An 18,170-nucleotide genomic window follows, 5' to 3' on the forward strand; every position below is an offset into this window, starting at 1 on the left:
GATGAAATTCTAACCACAGATCGACTCAAGCAAACAGTCAGGTAATTCCATGTCCAAAGGCAAAGTGCTCATTGTCGGCTCCAATGCCACGCGTATCGAGATCCAGGGCGGCGGCACCGGACCGACCGGCCAATATCTCAACGAAACCGTCGTCCCGGCCATGGCGCTGGTCGGCGCCGGGTACGAAGTGGTGCTCGGCACACCGAACGGCAAGCAACCCTATATCGATCCGGCATCCGATCATGCGGCCCATTTCGGCGGCGACGAGAAAGCCTACCGGCAGGGACGCGATTTCTTCGACAAGGACCCGGCGATGACCAACGTGCGCACGCTGCGCGCGATCGTGGACGAAGGACTGGACCAATATGCCGCCGTTTTCGTTCCCGGCGGGCAGGGTCCGGTCGTCGACCTCATGCAGGATGCGGAGCTCGGAAAGATCCTGCGATATTTTCACGAACGGAAGAAGCCGACGGCGCTACTCTGCCACGGACCGATCGCGACGCTGGCCGCCCTGCCCGACGCCAAAGCCTATCGCGCCGCGCTGATCGCCGGCGACAAGGCCAAGGTCGCCGAGCTGGGCACGGGCTGGCAATATGCGGGATACAAGATGACGGTGTTTACGGCCTCTGAAGAGATCCCGATCGAGGAGCAATTCCTGCACGGCAAGATCTACTTCACGATGCCGGACGCGCTGGGAGCGGCCGGCGCCGAAGTCAGCCGAAGCGCCGTCGACTTCGAGCCCTACGTCGTCGAGGACCGCGAGCTGATCACGGGCCAGAACCCGCGATCCGACCATCCCATCGCAGCGAAACTGATCGCGGCGCTCGACCGGGCCAACAAGGCCGCTGCCTGAGGATCGACGTCATGATCGCTGGAGGACAAATGTCCCCCGGCGATCCGCAACGAAATGCGATTTGATTGCGCGCCATCCGCGCCCCTGAGTGCGACACAACATTGGCGCGAGTCCGGCTGGCTTGAGCCGGCCGCGCCGGTTCCACATCGCACCCGTCCTACGCTTTTACCACAATTAACCGCGGCGCTCTCGACACCTCGCTAGACTTGGAACGACGGTGGGGATTCCGCCGTTACCGGGGCGGCGATGGCCGCGCTCGGGCCGGGACTTCGGCCGTGTGGACGGCAATATTCGAAGGACGCACCGACATGATCGAGCTCACCGTCAATGGGACCAGGCGTCAGGTTGACGTCGTCCCCGAAATGCCCCTGCTGTGGGTCCTGCGCGACGAGCTCGGCATCACCAGTCCCAAATACGGCTGCGGGGTCGCGCAATGCGGGGCCTGCACCGTCCAGATCGACGGCATGGCGGTCCGCTCCTGCCAGGCGCATATCGGCGAGGTCGCGGGCAAATCGGTCGTGACGCTCGAAGGTCTGGAGAAACGGGAGCAGCATCCGGTCATCCAGGCCTGGATCGAACACCAGGTGCCGCAATGCGGCTACTGCCAGACCGGACAGATCATGCAGGCGATCGCGCTGCTCGATCTGATCTCCAATCCCACCGATGAGGAGATCAACCAGGTGATGTCCGGCAATCTCTGCCGCTGCGGCACCTATCCGCGCATCCGCGCCGCGATCCACGCGGCTGCGGCCAAGAAAATGGCGGAGAAGTGAGATGGGCCACATGCAGAATCTCTCACGCCGCGCTTTCGTTTTCGGCTCCGCCGCGATCGCCGGCGGCATCGCTTTCGGCGCCTTTGGCCCGGCTGAAGCCGCCACCACTGCCGGTGACAATCCGCTGACCGCCGGCCTCGGGCCGAACTCCGTCACCTTCAATCCCTGGGTCGAGATCAGTCCGGACAAGATCACGCTGATCGCGCAGCACGCCGATATCGGCCAGGGCGTCGGCTCGATCCAGCCGATCATGATCGCCGAGGAGATGGACCTCGATCCCGGCCAGTTCGAGATCCGGTTCGCAGGCCCGAGCCCCGCCTATTTCAACACCGGCTTCGCCGACGAGTTCGCGCCGTTCGTCGCCGCGGACCAAAGTCCGGCCGCCGAGGAAGCGCGCGCCAAGACGCTCGAATGGCTGAGACAGGCCGGCCTGCAGATGACCGGCGGCTCGAGCACGCTGCCGGACACCTATGAGAAGCTGCGCGTTGCCGGCGCGGTCGCACGCGAGACGCTGAAGGCCGCCGCCGCCAAGCGGTCGGGCGTCGCTGTGGCTGAGCTGCGCACGCAGTCAGGACATGTGATCCTGCCCAACGGCACTGAGATCGCCTATGTCGATCTCTCCGCCGATGCTGCAAAGATTCCGCCGGTGCTCGATGCCAAGCCGCGCGACCCGAAGACATGGCGCATGCTGGGCAAGCCGATGACGCGTCTCGACATTCGCGAGAAGGTCCTGGGCGAGCTGAAATTCGGCATCGACCTGAAAACGGACGGCATGCTGTACGCCTCCGTCAAGCTGAACCCCGGCAAGGGCCAGCCGCTGAAATCCTACGACGCCAGCAAGGCGCGCACGATGCCGGGGGTCAAGAAGGTCCTCGAAATCAAGAATGGCGTCGCCGTGATCGCGACCAACAGCTGGTACGCGATGAAGGCGGTCGACGCCATCATCTGCGAGTGGGCGCCCTCGGCCTATCCCGCCGAGCAGGCCGATCATTGGAAGGTGCTGGAATCCTCGTTCAAGCCCGAATTCCTCGGCAAGGAGTGGCGGAAGATCGGCGATATCGAGGCCGGGCTGAAGACGGGCAAGCTCGTCGAGGCCGAATATCGCGCGCCTTACGTGGCGCATCAGCCGCTCGAGCCGCTGAACGGGATCGGCCTCGTCACCGACACGGGGATGGAGATCTGGGTCGGTCACCAGAGCCCGCGCTTCGTGCAATATGTCGCGGCAACCGCGATCGGCCTCAAGCGGGAGCAGGTCACCTTCCACAACCAGTGGACCGGTGGAAGTTTCGGCCACCGTCTCGAATACGAGAACGTCCGCGTTCTCGCCGAGATCGCCAATCAGATGAAGGGAACGCCGATCAAGCTGGTGTTCTCGCGCGAGGAGGATTTCCTCCAGGATATTCCCAGGCAGATTGCGATCGCCCGGCACCGCGGCAGCGTCGACAACGGCAAGATCGTCGCCGCCGATCTGCAACTGGCCTCGACCACGCCGCTCAAGGGGCTGCTCGAGCGTTCGGGCACGCCCTCGAAGGATCCCGACGGGCAATTGGCCGCCGGCCTGTGGAATGTCTATTACGACATCCCCAACTTCCGGGGCACGAGCTACGAGGCGCAGGGACTGTCGCCGAGCACGACGTGGCGATCGGTCGGCGCCTCGACATCTGGCTTCTTCACCGAGAGCTTCATCGACGAGCTGATCCATGCCGCCGGGCTCGATCCCATGAAGGCGCGCATCGCGATGTGCAACGTGCCGCACTATCGCAAGGTGCTGGAGACGGTCGCGGAGATGTCGGACTGGAAGGGACCGCTCGGCAACGGCCGCGGGCGCGGCGTCGCCTTCGTCGAGTCGTTCGGGACGCCGACGGCCGAAGTCGTCGAAGTCTCGATGACGGATCGAGGCATCCGGATCGACAAGGTGTGGATCGCGGTCGATGTCGGCAAGGTCGTCGATCCCGTCAATTTCGAGAACCAGGTGCAGGGCGGCGTGATCTGGGGGCTCGGCCACGCCATCAATTGCGAGCTGACCTACGCCAAGGGCGCGGTGCAGCAAACCAACTACAATCACCACGAGGCGATGCGGATCTACCAATGCCCCGTCATCGAGGTTCGCGGGCTGGAGAATGATCCAAAAGTGAGAGGCGTCGGAGAGCCGCCCGTTCCGCCCGCAGCGCCTGCGCTCGCGAATGCGATCTTCGCCGCGACCGGCAAGCGCATCCGCGAAATGCCCTTCAACAAGTTCATCGATTTCGTCTGAGGCACGCCATGAAGAGATCTCTGATCGCGGTCGTCTTCGCGGCCTGCTCCATCGCAGCCCTCACGGGCATCGTCGTCGCCAAGGACGAGCCGGCCAAGGGCGTGCTGCCGCCGGGCAGCGTCAGCCGCACCGAGGGGTTGGAGGCCTGGAAGCGGATCGAGGCTGTGGTGACGCATCCGCGCTGCGCCAACTGCCATGTCGACGCCAAGGCGATCCCGATCTGGACGCCGGCCGGCGAAACCAAGCCGCGCGTGCACGGCATGAACATCCACGGTGGCGAAAGCCGGATCGGCGCCGAAGCCATTCCCTGCTCGACCTGCCACATGACATCCACCCAGGCCAATGAGCCGGCACCGGCGCCGCCGCGCGCCGGCATCGACTGGCAGCTTGCGCCGGTCGAGTTCATCTGGTTCGGCAAGAGCGGCGCCGAGATCTGCGCACAGATGAAGGATCCCAAGCGCAACGGCGGGCGCGACGCCGCCGGCCTCGTCGAGCACCTCCGGCATGATGCATCGCTGAACGGCTTCATCCCGCGCGGATGGGCGCCCGGCGCGGGCCGCTCGACACCGCCGGGGAGCTTCGAGGAGCACGTCAAGGACGTAGCGCTGTGGGGAGCTGCGGGACAGCCCTGCCCGAATTGACGCTGTTGCCGCGAGCGTCATCTCGCGGAGGCCGTCCGCGAGGCGTCCTCCCCGAGCTGCTGGCCCTGGGCGAGTCGCCGCTTCAGCATCGCCATGACGGAGTCGACCTCGCCAAAGGCTCTCGAGTGCGCGTCATCGCCGCCGAGCTGCGTGAGGTCGAACACCTGGATCTTCTGCTGCGCCAGCGCGCTCTTGTACGGCTCCTCGTCCGGATTGATGTCGCCGAGGCGGCTCGTCCCTCCCGCGAGCGATTTCGAGATCTTGAGCGCGACATCGTCCTGTGACAGAAACAGGCCGATGCGCGGGCGCTTGGGGCCCAGCGCGCTGACCGCGCCGATGAACTCGTCAAATCCGATGTCGGGCGCGACGAGCGCAACATTCTTCAGCTTCGACACCGTTCCGCCGCGCGACGTTCGCACGCGCAGCGCATTGAACGTGACCAGGCAGCCCATGGAATGGCAGACCAGCGTGATCTCCCTGATGGCAGGATTGGCGTTCACGAGGTCCACGAGCTCGACCAGCGATGCGCCCGATTGCACCGCGACCTTGCGGTCGTACTCGTAGGAGCCGAGGTTTCCCGCGCCCTGCGACGGCCATGAAAACAGCACGTGAATGACGGGCAACCGGCCGTCATGAACGAACTGGGCGTAGCGATACACTGCGTCATCGAAACGGTTGTTGAAGCCGTGAACGAAGATCATCGCCTTGTTGCGGTGCCTGGCCTTGGCCGCGCTGGCGAGCGCAGCGTTAAAGGCGGAGCGATCGAGAGTCTCGGCGGACGTGGTCACGAAATCCCGGCGCGGGTCGCCGGGCGGCGTGACCGGCCATTGGATTTCACCGGCGGCGCGCGCGGCATCCGGCGGAATCGAGACCGTCACCTGGGCGAACGCCATCTCGGTGGACGGCTCGCGGCTGAACATCTCGCCGGGGTCGCTGCCGGACCGCGCGCGCGTCGTGCCGATCAGGATCGGAACCTGCGAGGTCGCCTCGACGGCCTCGCTGCTCGGCACCAGCACGCCCTGCAAGGGCCGCATCGTGCAGGAGCAGCAGATCAACAGCGTCAGCACGGCGGCTGCAGCGCGCAGCGAAGCGACGGTCCGGCCCCGTAGATGCATCCCCTCTCCTCCCGGCACACACCCAAATCTCCGGAGCAGTTTGGCAGTTGATCAAATCTGGCCGGCCTCGATTTCGGCGCGGCGGCGGGTGCATCCAGCAGCAAAGTAAGCTGCAAAAAGTCCCGATTGATCCAGATCAATGCTCCGGTCCGGCGAGCGGCCGTCGCCGCCGGACCGTTTTGGCATCAGCCGCGCGGGTTGACGATGGTGTAGCCCCGCAGCGAGCGCGCATGCATGCGCGTGGCGTGACCGCCCGAATTGGCGTCGTATGCCATCCACATGTCGCCGGCGAGATGCTGCTCCAGAACGAAGACGTGGCCGCGGCGCGCCGCAACCATGCCCGGCGCCGGCGCGGTGCGCGGGAAGCGCAGCCAGTTGGAGGCGAGATTCAATTCCGGCACGACATGGCCGAACACGCGGATCGCCGCACCACAGCCGCAGAAGGACGACGGGCAGCCGGCCGGACGGCCGCCGATGACGCGCTCGCCGGACGCGACGATCGTGGTGGCGGTGTTGCCCACCGTCATTCGGGTCGTGCGATAGGCTTGCAATGACTGCCGGGGAGCGCGCTCCCGGCGCGGCTGCGCATAGGAGAAATCGCAGGGCATGGTGATGTTGCATTCGCGGGCTTGAAGCGTGCGGTAGGGCCTCGCTTCCACGGCAACGGAGCCGGCAGCGACGAACAGACATGCAGAAACAACTTGCTTGATCATGCAGGACTCCAAAATGGGAGGACCCTGCCCCGCGACGAGAGAGAAATATTGGTTTGGCTGAAATGCGCCTGAAGGGCGGCGGAAAATGGCTGACTTAAGGCGGGGTTAACGCGAGTTAACCTCCTTTCGCGCGCAATCGCGGCGCACGACAACCGTCATTGCGAGGAGCAATGACGGCGTTGATGCAGCTTGCGCCCAACTCCGGTCTCGTGCCCCGGACGCTGCGCAGCACCAAGAGCGCGTTTACGCGCGTCTTCGACGCGCTATGGTGATGCGCTGCAGAGCCGGGGCCCATGTTGAAGCGGTGGGCGTGGCTTCCTGGGTCCCGGCTCTGCGGAGCGTCACTGCGTGCCGCACCGCGTCCGGGACACGAGAGAAGCGAATGCCGCCACCCCACACTCCGTCATTGCGAGCGAAGCGAAGCAATCCAGACTGCCTCCGCAGAAACAGTCTGGATTGCTTCGTCGCGGAGTTTATCATCGGCCGGCCGAAGGCCGGACCGGGTGGCTCCTCGCAATGACGAGGAGAGTCTGACGAGGAGAGTCTACGGTCTGATCGTCATGTTCTCCGGCGGCCCTGCTTTCCGCAGCGGCTCAGCCAGCCTTGCGAACTCGCACAAAAGCGAGCGCGTCTTGCGGGGATCGATGATCTCCTCGACCCAGAATTTCTCGGCCGAGCGGAACGGCGAGCGCAGCTTGTTGAGGCGCTCTTCGATCTCCTTCAGCTTCGAAGCCTTGTCCTCGGCAGCGTCGATGTCGGCGCGGTAGGCGGCCTCGATGCCGCCTTCGAGCGGCAGCGAGCCCCAATAGGCCGACGGCCAGGCGTAGCGGATCGAGAAGCGGTCGGCCGGCTGATGCACGACGCCGGCGACGCCGAAGGCGTTGCGCAGGATCACGGTGCACCAGGGCACCGTGGTCTGGTTCACCGCGGCCATGGCGCGGACGCCGTGGCGGATGGTCGCCGCCTTCTCGGCATCGAGGCCGATCATGAAACCCGGGCAGTCCATGAGATAGACGATCGGCAGATGGAAGGTTTCGGCGAAGTCCACCCAGCGAACCACCTTCTGGCACGCATCAGCCGTCCACGAGCCGCCGTAATGAAAACTGTCGCTGGCGAGCACCATCACCGCCCTGCCCTCGAGCCGCGCCAGACCGACGATGATCGGCTTGCCAAAGTTCTTGGCCACCTCGAAGAACGAGCCCTTGTCGACGACCGCGTCGATGATCGGCCGGATCTTGTAGACCTGCTTGCGGTTGCGCGGCACCGCGTTCATCAGCGCGTCCTCGGTCCGCTCCGGACTGTCGGCGCAAGGCAAGGTCGGCGGCAGCTCGTAGACCGACGACGGCAGATAGGACAGAAAACGCCGCGCGCAGGCGAACGCCTCCTCTTCCGTGTCGACGGCATGATCGACCGCGCCGGCGCGGGTCTGGATATCGGCGCCGCCGAGCTCTTCCTTCGAGAGGTCCTGCCCGAGCGCCTTCACCACCGGCGGTCCCGCGACGAACATCGCGGACTTGCGGGTCATGATCGAATAATGGCTGGCCGCGAGACGCGCGGCACCGAGCCCTGCGACCGAGCCGAGACCGAGCGCGACCACCGGCACCCGCGACAGGTTCTCGGTCGTGAAGCGATACCAGCGGGTGCCGCCGATACCGCCCGGCAGATTCGCCGCCCCCTTGGTCTCGATGGTCTTGACCGAGCCGCCGCCGCCGGAGCCTTCGATGATGCGGACGATCGGCAGACGGAAGTCGTGCGCCATCTCTTCCGCCATCAGCGGTTTGGCGGAGATCGACGCATCGGCCGAGCCGCCGCGCACGGTGAAATCGTCACCGACCACGACGACGGTGCGGCCGTCGACGCGCGCGCGGCCGAACACGCAGTTCGCCGGCGTCAATTTCTGCAACTCGCCGCTGGTATCGTACTCACCGATGCCGGAGACGGCACCGATTTCGTGAAAGCTGCCTTTGTCGATCAGCTTGTCGATACGCTCCCGAACAGTCAGCCGGCCCTGGTCATGCTGTCGCTTGACCTTGTCAACGCCGCCCATCTCCCGCGCGAAGGCTTCGCGCCGGGCGAGCTCGTCGAGTTCCGGCTTCCAGTTCATTCACTCCCTCCGAATTGATCGGCTTGTTATTGTTGTGCACGGCCATTGCGACCGGTTTGCGCGAGATGCGGTTGTTGAAGACGTCGCCTTCCGCGCCCTCCATCAGGCTACCGAGAGAGCGGCCGAGCGCGAGCATCAGCGGCGCGACCTCGGCATGCAGACGCTCTTCGTCATACATCGCCGACAACAGACCGATCGTGATGACGACGAAGGTCTGGTACTGCGGCGACCAGATCGGCACCGCGAGCCCGTTGATGTGCGGGCTCCACAGGCCGCAGGCCACGACATAGCCGCGCTCGCGCAGCGACTGCCGGTTGGCCTCGATGCGGGGCCTGAGGATCTTTACGGCTTCGGGCGCTTCGCGCTCCATGTCCGCGATGAAGGCATCGCCGAATTCGGGCGACAGCGCCGCGGTGTAGGCCGCGCCTGCCGCCGTCGAAGCCATCGAGATGCGACTGCCGGTGCCCTCGTGCAGGCCAAGCGCGGTCGCCGACCGCGCGAACTGCAGATAGACGAGATGGAAGCGATCGGGCACGACGAAGCCGACGGTGCCGGGAAGCTGCTCGGCGACCTCCTGCAGCCGCTGCCGGATCATGCTGCGCAGCTGCGCGCCCTTCATCATCGAGGCGCTCATTGCGACCGCGCTCGGGCCGATGCGATATTTCTGATCGCGCGGCAGATAGACCAGCTGGCCCATGCGCGTCAGCGTGTGCGTGAGACGCGACACGGTCGAGCGCGGCAGGCCGCAGCGATTCGAAATCTCGAGATTGCCGAGCCTGCTATCGTGGCCCTCGAAGCATCGCAACACGTCGAACGCGCGCGACACCACCTGGATGACATCACCCTCACCGGATTCACCAGCGAGCGCACCTTGCCTACTCAACCGCTCCGAACGTCGTCCCATGTTCCCTACCGTTTGTTCCGCTGTGCGGAATTAAATTCCACTTGCAGACGAAGCTACCTCAGGCATTTTGCGACGACAACAAAAAGGCGATGGCATGCCAGAAATTAAGATCGTCACGGAGGTCGCGGGTCGCATCTGCTCAACTCCCGTGCAAGTTGGAGGAACCGTTGCCGATGGCGACGACGTTGTGGTCGTCGAAGCGATGAAGATGGAGATACCCGTGCCCTCGCCCGCGAACGGCACGATCACATCGCTTCTCGTCAAGCTCGACGACATCGTTGCCGAAGGACAGGCGATCGCGATCGTCGCGAACTGAATGCGCATGAATAGCAGCCTTGGTTGCGCAATCTTCGTGTGGCCATCCTTCGAGACGCCCGCTTGGGCGCGCGACAATCTGTCTGCTGCCTGCTTCCTGCGCTCACGGTACGGCGTTGCCATCGCTTGATGGCGATGACATGATCAGTTTCAAACAAATCTTTGTTTCAAACAAAGAACGAAAATCTTCGCGGCAAAGCGAGGATCATTGGAGGGAAACATGCTTCGTGGGCTGGTCATGCTCGCGCCTGCCTTGGTTGCGGGCATTTCTTTTGCGTCTACACGCTATGCCGTCGCCGAGGACGTCAAGCTGCCGGCGACATTGACGTTCACCGCCTATGACACCGGCACCGCCGGCTTCAACATCGCAGTCGGCGTCGGCAAGATGATGAAGGACAAGTTCGGCACCGATGTGCGCGTGCTGCCCGCGGGCAACGACGTCGCACGGCTTGCGCCGCTGCGTGCCAAGCGTGCGGCCTCGTCCGCGATGGGATCGGGTACCTATTTCGCGCAGGAAGGCGTGTTCGAGTTCGGCGCGAAGGAATGGGGACCACAGCCGCTCCAGATCATGCTCTCGACGGTCGATTGCAATTGCGGTTCGCTTGGCGTCGCAGCAGATAGCGGTGTGAAAGATCTGAAAGACTTGAAAGGCAAGCGCGTCGGCTTCGTCGTCGGCTCGCCCGCGCTGAACCAGAACTCGCTCGCCGTGCTCGCCTTCGCCGGGCTGACGCAGAAGGACGTCAAGGTCGTCGAGTTCGCCAGCTACGGCGCGATGTGGAAGGGCCTCGTCAACAACGACACCGATGCTGCGTTCGGCACCACCATCACCGGCCCTGCCAAGGAAGCCGAGACCTCGCCGCGCGGCCTGATCTGGCCGCCGCTGCCCGCGGGCGACAAGGAAGGCTGGGCGCGGATGCAGAAGGTCGGCTCGTTCTTCTTCCCGCAGCTTGCGACCTGCGGCGCCGGCATCACGCCCGAGAAACCGATCGAGCTCGGCAACTACCCCTACCCGATCTTCGTCACTTATGCCTCGCAAGCACCCGACCAGGTCTATGCGATGACCAAGGCGATGATCGTCAATTACGACGCCTACAAGGACTCCGCGCCCGGCGCCGGCGGCCTCGCCGCCGACCGCCAGACCAAGAACTGGGTGGTGCCGGTGCATCCCGGCGCGGTGAAGGCTTTGAAAGAAGCCGGGCAATGGTCTGACGCGCAGGACGCGCACAACAACAAGCTGTTCAAGCGTCAGGAAGTGCTCGGCGCGGCGTGGACGGAGTACGGCAAGTCCAACCCGCCGGCGGATGACAAGGCGTTCCTCGACGGCTGGATGAAGGCCCGCGCGGCTGCGCTAGCGAAGGCCAACATGCCGAACGGGTTCGAGGACTAATCCACAGCGGTTACCAGCCCACGCGCGGGGTCGATCATGTCTGCTACAGTCTCCACCGGCCCCGAGAGCGACGCCAAGCGGGTCGTGTTCGACGATCCGCACGGCGCCGCCGGCAACATGCAAGAGGCGGAGGTGACGCGCGTCCGCACGCTTCGCGGCGCCTGGCGCTGGACGCTGGTGGCCGCGACCGCGGCAACGATCTTTCTCTGCATCAACCAGCAATTCTCGCTGCGCTTCTTCATCGGCTACACCCAGCTCAACACGGAGTATTTCTATCTCCTGATCGCCCTGATGCTGCCGTTCACCTTCCTGATCTTCCCGGGAAGCGAACGCGCACCGCTCGACCGTATTCCCTGGTACGACCTCGTCTTCTTCGTCGCGACCATCGCTGCCGCGCTGCTGTTGATGTCGAACGTGCGCAAGGCGGCCGAGGCCGGCTGGGAGTTCGGCGGCGCGCCGAACGGCGTGATCGCCGCGGGCCTCGTGATGTGGGTGATGCTGATGGAGGCCCTGCGCCGCACCGGCGGCTGGAGCCTGCTGCTCAGCGTGCTCCCCTTCACCGTCTATCCGCTGTTCGCGGAAGCGAGCTGGCTCGGTCCGTTCCGCGGCACGCAGTCCACCCTGGAACAGGCGACCGCCTATCACGTGCTCTCGGGCGAGAGCCTGCTCGGCATTCCGATCCAGGCCTTCGCCGACACCGTGATCGGCTTCCTGGTGTTCGGTACCGCGCTGATGATGACCGGCGCCGGAAAATTCTTCATCAACCTCGCTTTCGCGCTGTGCGGTACCTTCCGCGGCGGCGCCGCGAAGGTCTGCATTTTCGCCAGCGGCCTGCTCGGCATGATGTCCGGCTCGATCATCTCCAACGTGCTCACCGCCGGCACCATGACCATCCCCGTCATGAAGAAGAGCGGCTTTCGCGCCTCCTATGCCGGCGCGATCGAGGCCTGCGCCTCGACCGGCGCGGTGCTGGCGCCGCCGGTGATGGGCGCGACCGCCTTCGTGATCGCGCAATTCCTCAATGTCAGCTACGCCGACGTCGCGGTCGCCGCGATCATTCCGGCGACGCTCTATTACATCGGCCTGTTCATGCAGGTCGACGCCTATGCGGCCCGTCACGGGCTGAAGGGAATCCCGCGCGCCGAGCTGCCGCGGATCATGGATACGATCAAGGACGGCTGGTACTACGTCTTCGTGATCGCGCTGCTGATCGTGATGCTGCTCTACTTCAAGCGGGAGAGCCACGCACCGTTCTATGCGACCGCGCTGCTGCTGGTGCTCAACCAGTTCTTCTCCAAGGACACGCGCTGGACGCTGGCGACGATCGGAAAATTCCTCGAGGTCAACGGACGCACTTTCGTCGAGCTGGTCGGTATCCTCGCCGGCTGCGGCCTGCTGATCGGCGCGTTCTCGATGACCGGCGTGGTCTCGAGCCTTGCCAACGACCTCCTGCATATTGCCGGCGACAATCCCTTCCTGCTGCTCGGCATGTGCGCCCTCACCAGCCTGATCCTCGGCCTGGGGCTGACGACGACGGCCTGCTACATCTTCCTCGCCATCCTGGTCGCGCCCGCGCTGGAAAAGCTCGGGCTGAACAAGATCGCCGTGCACATGTTCATCTTCTACTGGGGCATGCTGTCGTCGATCACACCACCGGTCGCGATCGCGTCCTTTGCCGCCGCCGGCATTGCCGGCTCGCCGGCGATGAAGACGGGCTGGGAATCGATGTGGGTCGGCAGCATCATCTATTTCATCCCGTTCTTCTTCGTGCTCAACCCGGCGCTGGTGCTGCAGGGACCGAGCCCCTATCTCGCGGGCCTCGGCCTGATGGGCATGGCCGCATTCGGCACGCTCTTCATCTGCGGCGGCATCCAGGGCTATCAGCCGTTCGTCGGCGATCTCCGCGGGACCGGCGCGCTGGAATGGCCGATCCGGGTGCTGCTGGTGATCGGCGGCTTCGTGGTGGCCACACCCGGCGGCGGGATCATGCCACTGTCGCAAATGCAGGTGACGCTGCTCGGCCTTGCCATCCTCGTACCCACGGTTTTGATTGCCCTGCTTTTGGTCCGGCGGCAGTCCATCATCCCTGACGGGTTGCGCGCCCCCTGATTGCGTTGCACAAGAGAGCGGATGACACCGCTCTCGCCGCTCGCCTCCGCCTGGACCCGCTCGAAGCCGCCCCTGCTGCGGTTTCTGGGCAATTGCCTCAACGAATTCTCGGCCGAGACCTCGGGCCACGTCGCCGACTACATCCCTGAACTGAGCAAGGCCGACCCTGCCTATTTTGGCATCAGCCTCGCGACGCTGGACGGCCATGTCTATGAGGTCGGCGACAGCCAGGTGCCGTTCACCATCCAGTCGATGTCGAAGCCGTTCGTGTTCGCGCTGGCGCTGGACCTGCTCGGCGCAGCCAAGGTCGAGAGCGCGATCGGCGTCGAACCATCAGGCGATCCCTTCAACTCGATCCGGCTCAATTCCGAGAATCATCCGTTCAACCCGATGGTCAATGCGGGCGCGATCGCCTGCACCGGGCTGATCTACGACAGCAAGGGTCCTGAGGCCTTCGAGCAGATCCGCCTTGCGCTCAGCCGCTTTGCCGGGCGCGACCTCGCCGTGGACGAAGCGGTCTATACGTCGGAGAGCCAGACCGGCGACCGCAACCGCGCGATCGGCTATCTGCTCAAGACCAATGCGGTGATCTCGGACAATGTCGCCGGCGTGCTCGACGTCTATTTCCGGCAATGCGCGGTGCTGGTCACCGCGCGCGACATCGCGGTGATGGCGGCGACGCTCGCCAATCGCGGCGTCAACCCGGTGACGGGCGAGCAGGTGCTGAGCGCTTACGCGATCTCGCGCACGCTGTCGGTGATGACGTCCTCGGGCATGTACGACTATGCCGGCGAATGGATCTACCGGATCGGCATTCCCGCCAAGAGCGGCGTCGGCGGCGGCATCCTGGCCGCGCTGCCTGCCCGGCTCGGGCTCGGCAGCTATTCGCCGAAGCTCGACAAGCACGGCAACAGCGTGCGCGGCATCAAGGTCTGCGAGGCCCTGTCATCGCATTACGATCTGCACATGCTCAACCGCAGCGACGATGCGCGCAACGCGGTCATTGCGGACTACGACATCGGCAAAAGCCCGTCGCGGCGCGTGCGCCGGCCGCAGGAGCGCGAGATCCTGGCCGCGCATGAGCAGGAGGTGCGGATCATCGAGCTGGTCGGTACGCTGTCGCTATCGGCAGTCGACTACGTCTCGCGCCGGCTCGCGGGGCGGCCGCGGCCGCAAATCGTGATCTTCGATCTGCACCGTGTCACCTCGACGACGCGCGCCGGCGCGCGCCTCGTGGCCGAGGCGTTCGCGGAGCTGGCGGCGCTGAACGTCACCGTCGTGATCTCCGGCGTCCGCCGCGCCTCCAGGGAATGGGACACGTTGCGGGAGTGGACCGCGGAGCTGAAGAACGTCCGCGATTTCTACCTGCTCGACACCGCGATCGAATGGGCCGAAGACCAGATTGTCTATCGCTATGGCGGCTCGATCGATTTCCACGAGACCACCGAGCTTGCCGAACAGCCGCTGCTGGCCGGCATGAGTGAGGAGGAGCTGACCGACCTCGCCTCGATCTGCACGATCAGGACCTATCAGTCCGGTGAGAGGATCATCACGACGGGCGACCCGGCCTCCTCCCTGTTCTTCCTGCGCAGCGGCGCGGTGCACGTCACCCTGCCCGACGGGGTGCGGCTGGCAACGCTCACCGCCGGCATGGCCTTCGGCGAGATGGCGCTGCTGGAGCCGACGCGTTCGGCCGACGTGTTCTCGGACATGGCCGCGACCGCGTTCGAGGTGCAACTGAAGGATTTCGAGCGCTTCCGCAAGCAGCACCCGCGCGCCAGCGAGCGCGTCATGCGCAACCTCGCGCAGTTGCTGGCCGATCGCCTGATCGTCGCCAATGCCAAGGTCGATATTCTGACGTCGACGTGAGCCGTCGACATTCATTCACATGAGGTCGTCATGCCCGGGCTTGTCCCGCCTGCGCGGCCGAAGCCGCTTCGGCGAGGCGAAGGCCCGGGCATCCACGTTCTCGGTGCTGCATGGCAAGGCGTGGATGGCCGGGACAAGCCCGGCCATGACGCTGCGGGGACTGTCAGCAGGCCTCATGCTTCAGCGGCTCGCCGCCTCGCTGATCCGCCGCTTGATCTTGGCGGCGCTGGCCTTCAGCAATTCGGACGGCTGTTGGCCGGTCGCGGCGCACAGGCAGGCCCAGTAGTAGATGACATCGCCGAGCTCTTCGACCAGACCCGCCTTGTCGAGCCAGTCGTCGCGCAGCAGCTTCTTGATGTGCTCGGCGACCTCGCCGGCTTCACCGGCAAGGCCGAGCCCGAGATAGGACAGGCGCTCGTTGGAGGGACGCTCATCGACTTTCGCAATGGTTGCGGCCCAGGCCGCGTATTCGTCGATCGTCATGAGCATCCCTCGCAATAAGCTTTGGATCAGCCCACCACTTCGGTGACGGGCTGGAGATCGATCTCGAACGTCTCCAGGAACTTCGACGTCATGATGTAGAAGCCGACCGAGAGCTGCAGCTCGACCAGCGCGGCCGGCGTCAGCTTCGAGGCGATCGCCTTGAAGGTCGCATCCGTCGGCTTGTTCAGCTTCACGATCTCGTCGGTGAAGGCGAGCGCGGCGCGCTGCACCTCGTTGAAGCAGGTCGCAGCCTGCCAGTTCTCGAGCGCCTCGTTCTGCTCGTCGGTGACGCCGACATTCTTGCCGATCCGCTTGTGTGCGACGATCTCGTAGGGCGCCTGGCACAGAATGCCGGTGCGCGTGATCGCGAGCTCGCGCACGACCGGGTCGAGCTCGCCCTTGTGGCGGATGGCGCCGCCGAGGCGGCAATACTGCTCAAAATAGCTCGGCGAATGCGCCATCATGCGGAAGATGTTGGCGTGGCGGTTCTTGTCGAGGATTTCGCGGGTACGGTCGGACGCCCCAATCGGATCGCTGTAGTTGATGCGGGCCATGATCTCGGATTTTCCTTGAGCCTTTGATGCTTGTTGTCGTTATCGGCGGCAGTTCCCTCAAACTCTAATTGCGAGCGGACGCAGGAGCAACAACATCGAGTCAAAATGCCGCCGCATTGCTGATCGACCTTGGCACAGTCGATATTCGCCGCGTGGGGACAAATCACGGCGAATACTCGCAAGGGGTGTTCCGAGTAAAAACAATTGGCCGTCTTTGCGCATCAAATGCGCAACGATGAGTCACGCCCAAGTCTAGGGAGAAAAAGGCATGAAGGAAGCCACCAAGGGGGCGGCCTCGGGAGCGCTCGCGCATATGCTGGCGGTGACGGCGATGCTCGTCATCGCCAGCATCCTGTTCTACGGGCGTTGAGTGAGTTGAGTTAAGCGTATCGGAGTTTTCGTCATTCCGGGGTGGCCCTCGCACAAGCCAGACCCAGAATTCCCGTTCCAGGTTCGGTCCTTAGGACCGCCCCCGAATGACGAATCCCTCCCTTGGTTGCCGTAGCCCGGATGGAGCGCAGCGCAATCCGGGAAAATCCGTCCGCGAGGTGAAAACCCCGGATTTCGCTGCGCTCCATCCGGGCTACGGGTGACCATCCAACTATTTCTCCTTGGCGAAGAACGGCGCGAGCTTTCCGGCAAACGGCTTGAAGCCCGCGATCACGGAATCGCCGATGGCGAGATCATTCTCGCCGTGCGCCATCATCCGAAAACCCTCGGCGCAATCGACCAGCAGGATGTTGTAAGGCACGTGCGCGCGCGTTTCGGGCGAGGCGGCGCGGCAGACCAGGGAGGTCGCATAGACCCTGCCCTTGCCGCTGGCGCGCGCCGCGCGCAGATCTGACGCTCCGCACGCCGCGCAGAAGGCGCGGTGGAAATACTGGACGTGCCCGCAGGCGGCGCAGGTCTGGTAGGTGATGGCCTCTTCGCCCTTGGTCCAGTCGGCCAGCCGCTCACTCATCGCACCCGCTCCAGAAACATGCTGACATGGGACGACAGCACGCCGCCGTCGCCGTGCAAGAGCGCGATCGAGGCGTCGCGTACCTGGCGGCTAGCCGCCCGCCCCGTCATTTGCAAATGCGCCTCGACCAGATGCGCCATGGCGCCGCCGACGCCGCAATGGCCGTAGCTGAGCAGGCCGCCATGGGTGTTGAGCGGCATGGCGCCGTCGCGGCCGAAATGGCCGGCGCGGACGCGCGCGGCCGCCTCGCCGCGGCCGGCAAGGCCGAGGTCTTCCAGCAGCATCGCGAGCGTGATCGTAAAACTGTCGTAGATCGCGGCGTAGCGCACGTCGGAGATCGCAAGGCCCGTGGCCTCCCTGGCGCGGGCGATGGAGATCTCGGCGCCGAGCTCGCTGAGCGCCGGTGCTGCCGTGACATGCTGATGGGTGTGCGCCTGGGCGCAGCCGCGGATGCGCACGCCCGCCTCGCCGGTCTGCTCCCGGCTGATGACGAAAGCGGCGCCGCCGTCCGACACCGGGCAGCAGTCGAGCAGTTTCAACGGCATCGCCACAGGCTTCGAGGCCATGACGTCGGCGACCGTGATGGGATCGTGGAATTGCGCGCCGGGATGGGTGCAGGCATGGGCGCGCATCAGCACCGCGAATTCGGCGAGATCTTGTTCGGTCACGCCGTATTCGTGCATGTAGCGCGTGGCGACGAGGCCGTAATAGGCGGGAATGGTCGGCCCGAGCGGCACCTCGTAGTCGGGATGGCCGACCTGCGCCAGCGCCTGGATCGAGGCGTCGCGGCTCTGCCCGGTGAGACGGTTCTCGCCGGCAACCACGAGCACGTTGCGGCAGACGCCTGCCTCCACGAGGTGATGGGCGAGCATCGTCATCGCAAGGCCCGTGGCGCCGCCGACCTGCACGGCGTGGGCGTAGGACGGGCGGATGCCAAAGTGCTCGGCGAAGACGGTCGCGAGCATGATGTGCGGCGAGACGGTGGAGTAGCCGCAGAGGATGCCGTCGATCTCGGCGCGCTTGAGGCCGGCATCGTCGAGCGCGAGCTGGGCAGCCTTGCTCATCAGGTCGAGGGAGGACGAGCCTTCGTGCTTGCCGTAGGGCGTGAGGCCGACGCCGGTGATGAAGCTCATGT

General features: G+C 64.9%; 16 protein-coding genes. 8 read left to right on the forward strand and 8 right to left on the reverse strand.

What is annotated here, in order from left to right; translation table 11 throughout:
* Positions 1-49: 49 nt before the first annotated feature.
* The 4 genes from VGR99_RS23920 to VGR99_RS23935 all read left to right on the forward strand — a co-directional run bounded on the left by VGR99_RS23920 (position 50) and on the right by VGR99_RS23935 (position 4,521).
* Positions 50-853 carry a type 1 glutamine amidotransferase domain-containing protein gene (locus VGR99_RS23920; RefSeq protein WP_326901897.1) on the forward strand — a complete coding sequence of 268 codons (804 nt, stop codon included), beginning with the start codon at positions 50-52 and terminating at the stop codon, positions 851-853.
* Between the two features lie 308 nt (positions 854-1,161).
* Positions 1,162-1,626: a (2Fe-2S)-binding protein gene (locus VGR99_RS23925; protein WP_326901899.1), complete on the forward strand. Its 465-nt coding sequence runs from the start codon at positions 1,162-1,164 to the stop codon at positions 1,624-1,626.
* A 1-nt stretch (position 1,627) separates the two neighbouring features.
* Positions 1,628-3,880 (forward strand): xanthine dehydrogenase family protein molybdopterin-binding subunit, encoded by a 2,253-nt coding sequence (locus VGR99_RS23930; RefSeq protein WP_326901901.1) that lies wholly within the window; start codon positions 1,628-1,630, stop codon positions 3,878-3,880.
* Positions 3,881-3,888: 8 nt separating this feature from the next.
* Positions 3,889-4,521 carry a hypothetical protein gene (locus VGR99_RS23935; RefSeq protein ID WP_326901903.1) on the forward strand — a complete coding sequence of 211 codons (633 nt, stop codon included), beginning with the start codon at positions 3,889-3,891 and terminating at the stop codon, positions 4,519-4,521.
* A 17-nt stretch (positions 4,522-4,538) separates the two neighbouring features.
* Here VGR99_RS23935 and VGR99_RS23940 read toward each other — a convergent pair whose 3' ends face one another.
* The 4 genes from VGR99_RS23940 to VGR99_RS23955 all read right to left on the reverse strand — a co-directional run bounded on the left by VGR99_RS23940 (position 4,539) and on the right by VGR99_RS23955 (position 9,357).
* Entirely contained in the window at positions 4,539-5,636 is a 1,098-nt protein-coding gene (locus tag VGR99_RS23940) for an alpha/beta hydrolase (RefSeq protein ID WP_326901905.1), read from the reverse strand.
* Positions 5,637-5,821: 185 nt separating this feature from the next.
* Complete coding sequence (locus tag VGR99_RS23945) at positions 5,822-6,349, reverse strand: hypothetical protein (protein WP_326901906.1); 528 nt, start codon at positions 6,347-6,349, stop codon at positions 5,822-5,824.
* 544 nt (positions 6,350-6,893) lie between these two features.
* A complete protein-coding gene (locus tag VGR99_RS23950; protein WP_326901907.1) occupies positions 6,894-8,453 on the reverse strand; it encodes an acyl-CoA carboxylase subunit beta in 1,560 nt (519 codons plus the stop codon).
* Entirely contained in the window at positions 8,383-9,357 is a 975-nt protein-coding gene (locus tag VGR99_RS23955) for an IclR family transcriptional regulator (RefSeq protein ID WP_326901908.1), read from the reverse strand. Before VGR99_RS23955 ends, VGR99_RS23950 begins: the two co-directional genes overlap by 71 nt.
* Positions 9,358-9,451: 94 nt before the next feature.
* Between VGR99_RS23955 and VGR99_RS23960 the strand changes: the two genes are divergently transcribed.
* The 4 genes from VGR99_RS23960 (at position 9,452) to glsA (ending at position 15,037) form a co-directional block, all read left to right on the forward strand.
* The gene (locus tag VGR99_RS23960) at positions 9,452-9,673 is read left to right on the forward strand and encodes a biotin/lipoyl-containing protein (protein WP_326901909.1); all 222 of its coding nucleotides are present in this window, start codon (positions 9,452-9,454) and stop codon (positions 9,671-9,673) included.
* Between the two features lie 219 nt (positions 9,674-9,892).
* On the forward strand, positions 9,893-11,059 hold the full coding sequence (locus VGR99_RS23965; RefSeq protein ID WP_326901910.1) for a TAXI family TRAP transporter solute-binding subunit: 1,167 nt from the start codon (positions 9,893-9,895) through the stop codon (positions 11,057-11,059).
* 36 nt (positions 11,060-11,095) lie between these two features.
* Positions 11,096-13,168, forward strand: coding sequence for a TRAP transporter permease (locus VGR99_RS23970; protein ID WP_326901914.1), 2,073 nt, complete (start codon positions 11,096-11,098; stop codon positions 13,166-13,168).
* Positions 13,169-13,189: 21 nt separating this feature from the next.
* Positions 13,190-15,037 (forward strand): glutaminase A, encoded by a 1,848-nt coding sequence (gene glsA / locus VGR99_RS23975; RefSeq protein ID WP_326901916.1) that lies wholly within the window; start codon positions 13,190-13,192, stop codon positions 15,035-15,037.
* 180 nt (positions 15,038-15,217) lie between these two features.
* Here glsA and VGR99_RS23980 read toward each other — a convergent pair whose 3' ends face one another.
* The 4 genes from VGR99_RS23980 to VGR99_RS23995 all read right to left on the reverse strand — a co-directional run bounded on the left by VGR99_RS23980 (position 15,218) and on the right by VGR99_RS23995 (position 18,168).
* A complete protein-coding gene (locus VGR99_RS23980) occupies positions 15,218-15,520 on the reverse strand; it encodes a nucleoside triphosphate pyrophosphohydrolase family protein (RefSeq protein WP_326901918.1) in 303 nt (100 codons plus the stop codon).
* 26 nt (positions 15,521-15,546) lie between these two features.
* Complete coding sequence (locus VGR99_RS23985) at positions 15,547-16,074, reverse strand: carboxymuconolactone decarboxylase family protein (protein WP_326901920.1); 528 nt, start codon at positions 16,072-16,074, stop codon at positions 15,547-15,549.
* A gap of 601 nt (positions 16,075-16,675) precedes the next feature.
* On the reverse strand, positions 16,676-17,035 hold the full coding sequence (locus tag VGR99_RS23990) for a Zn-ribbon domain-containing OB-fold protein (RefSeq protein ID WP_326901921.1): 360 nt from the start codon (positions 17,033-17,035) through the stop codon (positions 16,676-16,678).
* Positions 17,032-18,168 carry a thiolase family protein gene (locus tag VGR99_RS23995; protein WP_326901922.1) on the reverse strand — a complete coding sequence of 379 codons (1,137 nt, stop codon included), beginning with the start codon at positions 18,166-18,168 and terminating at the stop codon, positions 17,032-17,034. The genes VGR99_RS23990 and VGR99_RS23995 overlap by 4 nt, the downstream gene beginning before the upstream one ends.
* Positions 18,169-18,170: the final 2 nt, after the last annotated feature.

This window comes from Bradyrhizobium sp. (assembly GCF_035935975.1).
In the GTDB taxonomy this organism is placed as follows: domain Bacteria; phylum Pseudomonadota; class Alphaproteobacteria; order Rhizobiales; family Xanthobacteraceae; genus Bradyrhizobium.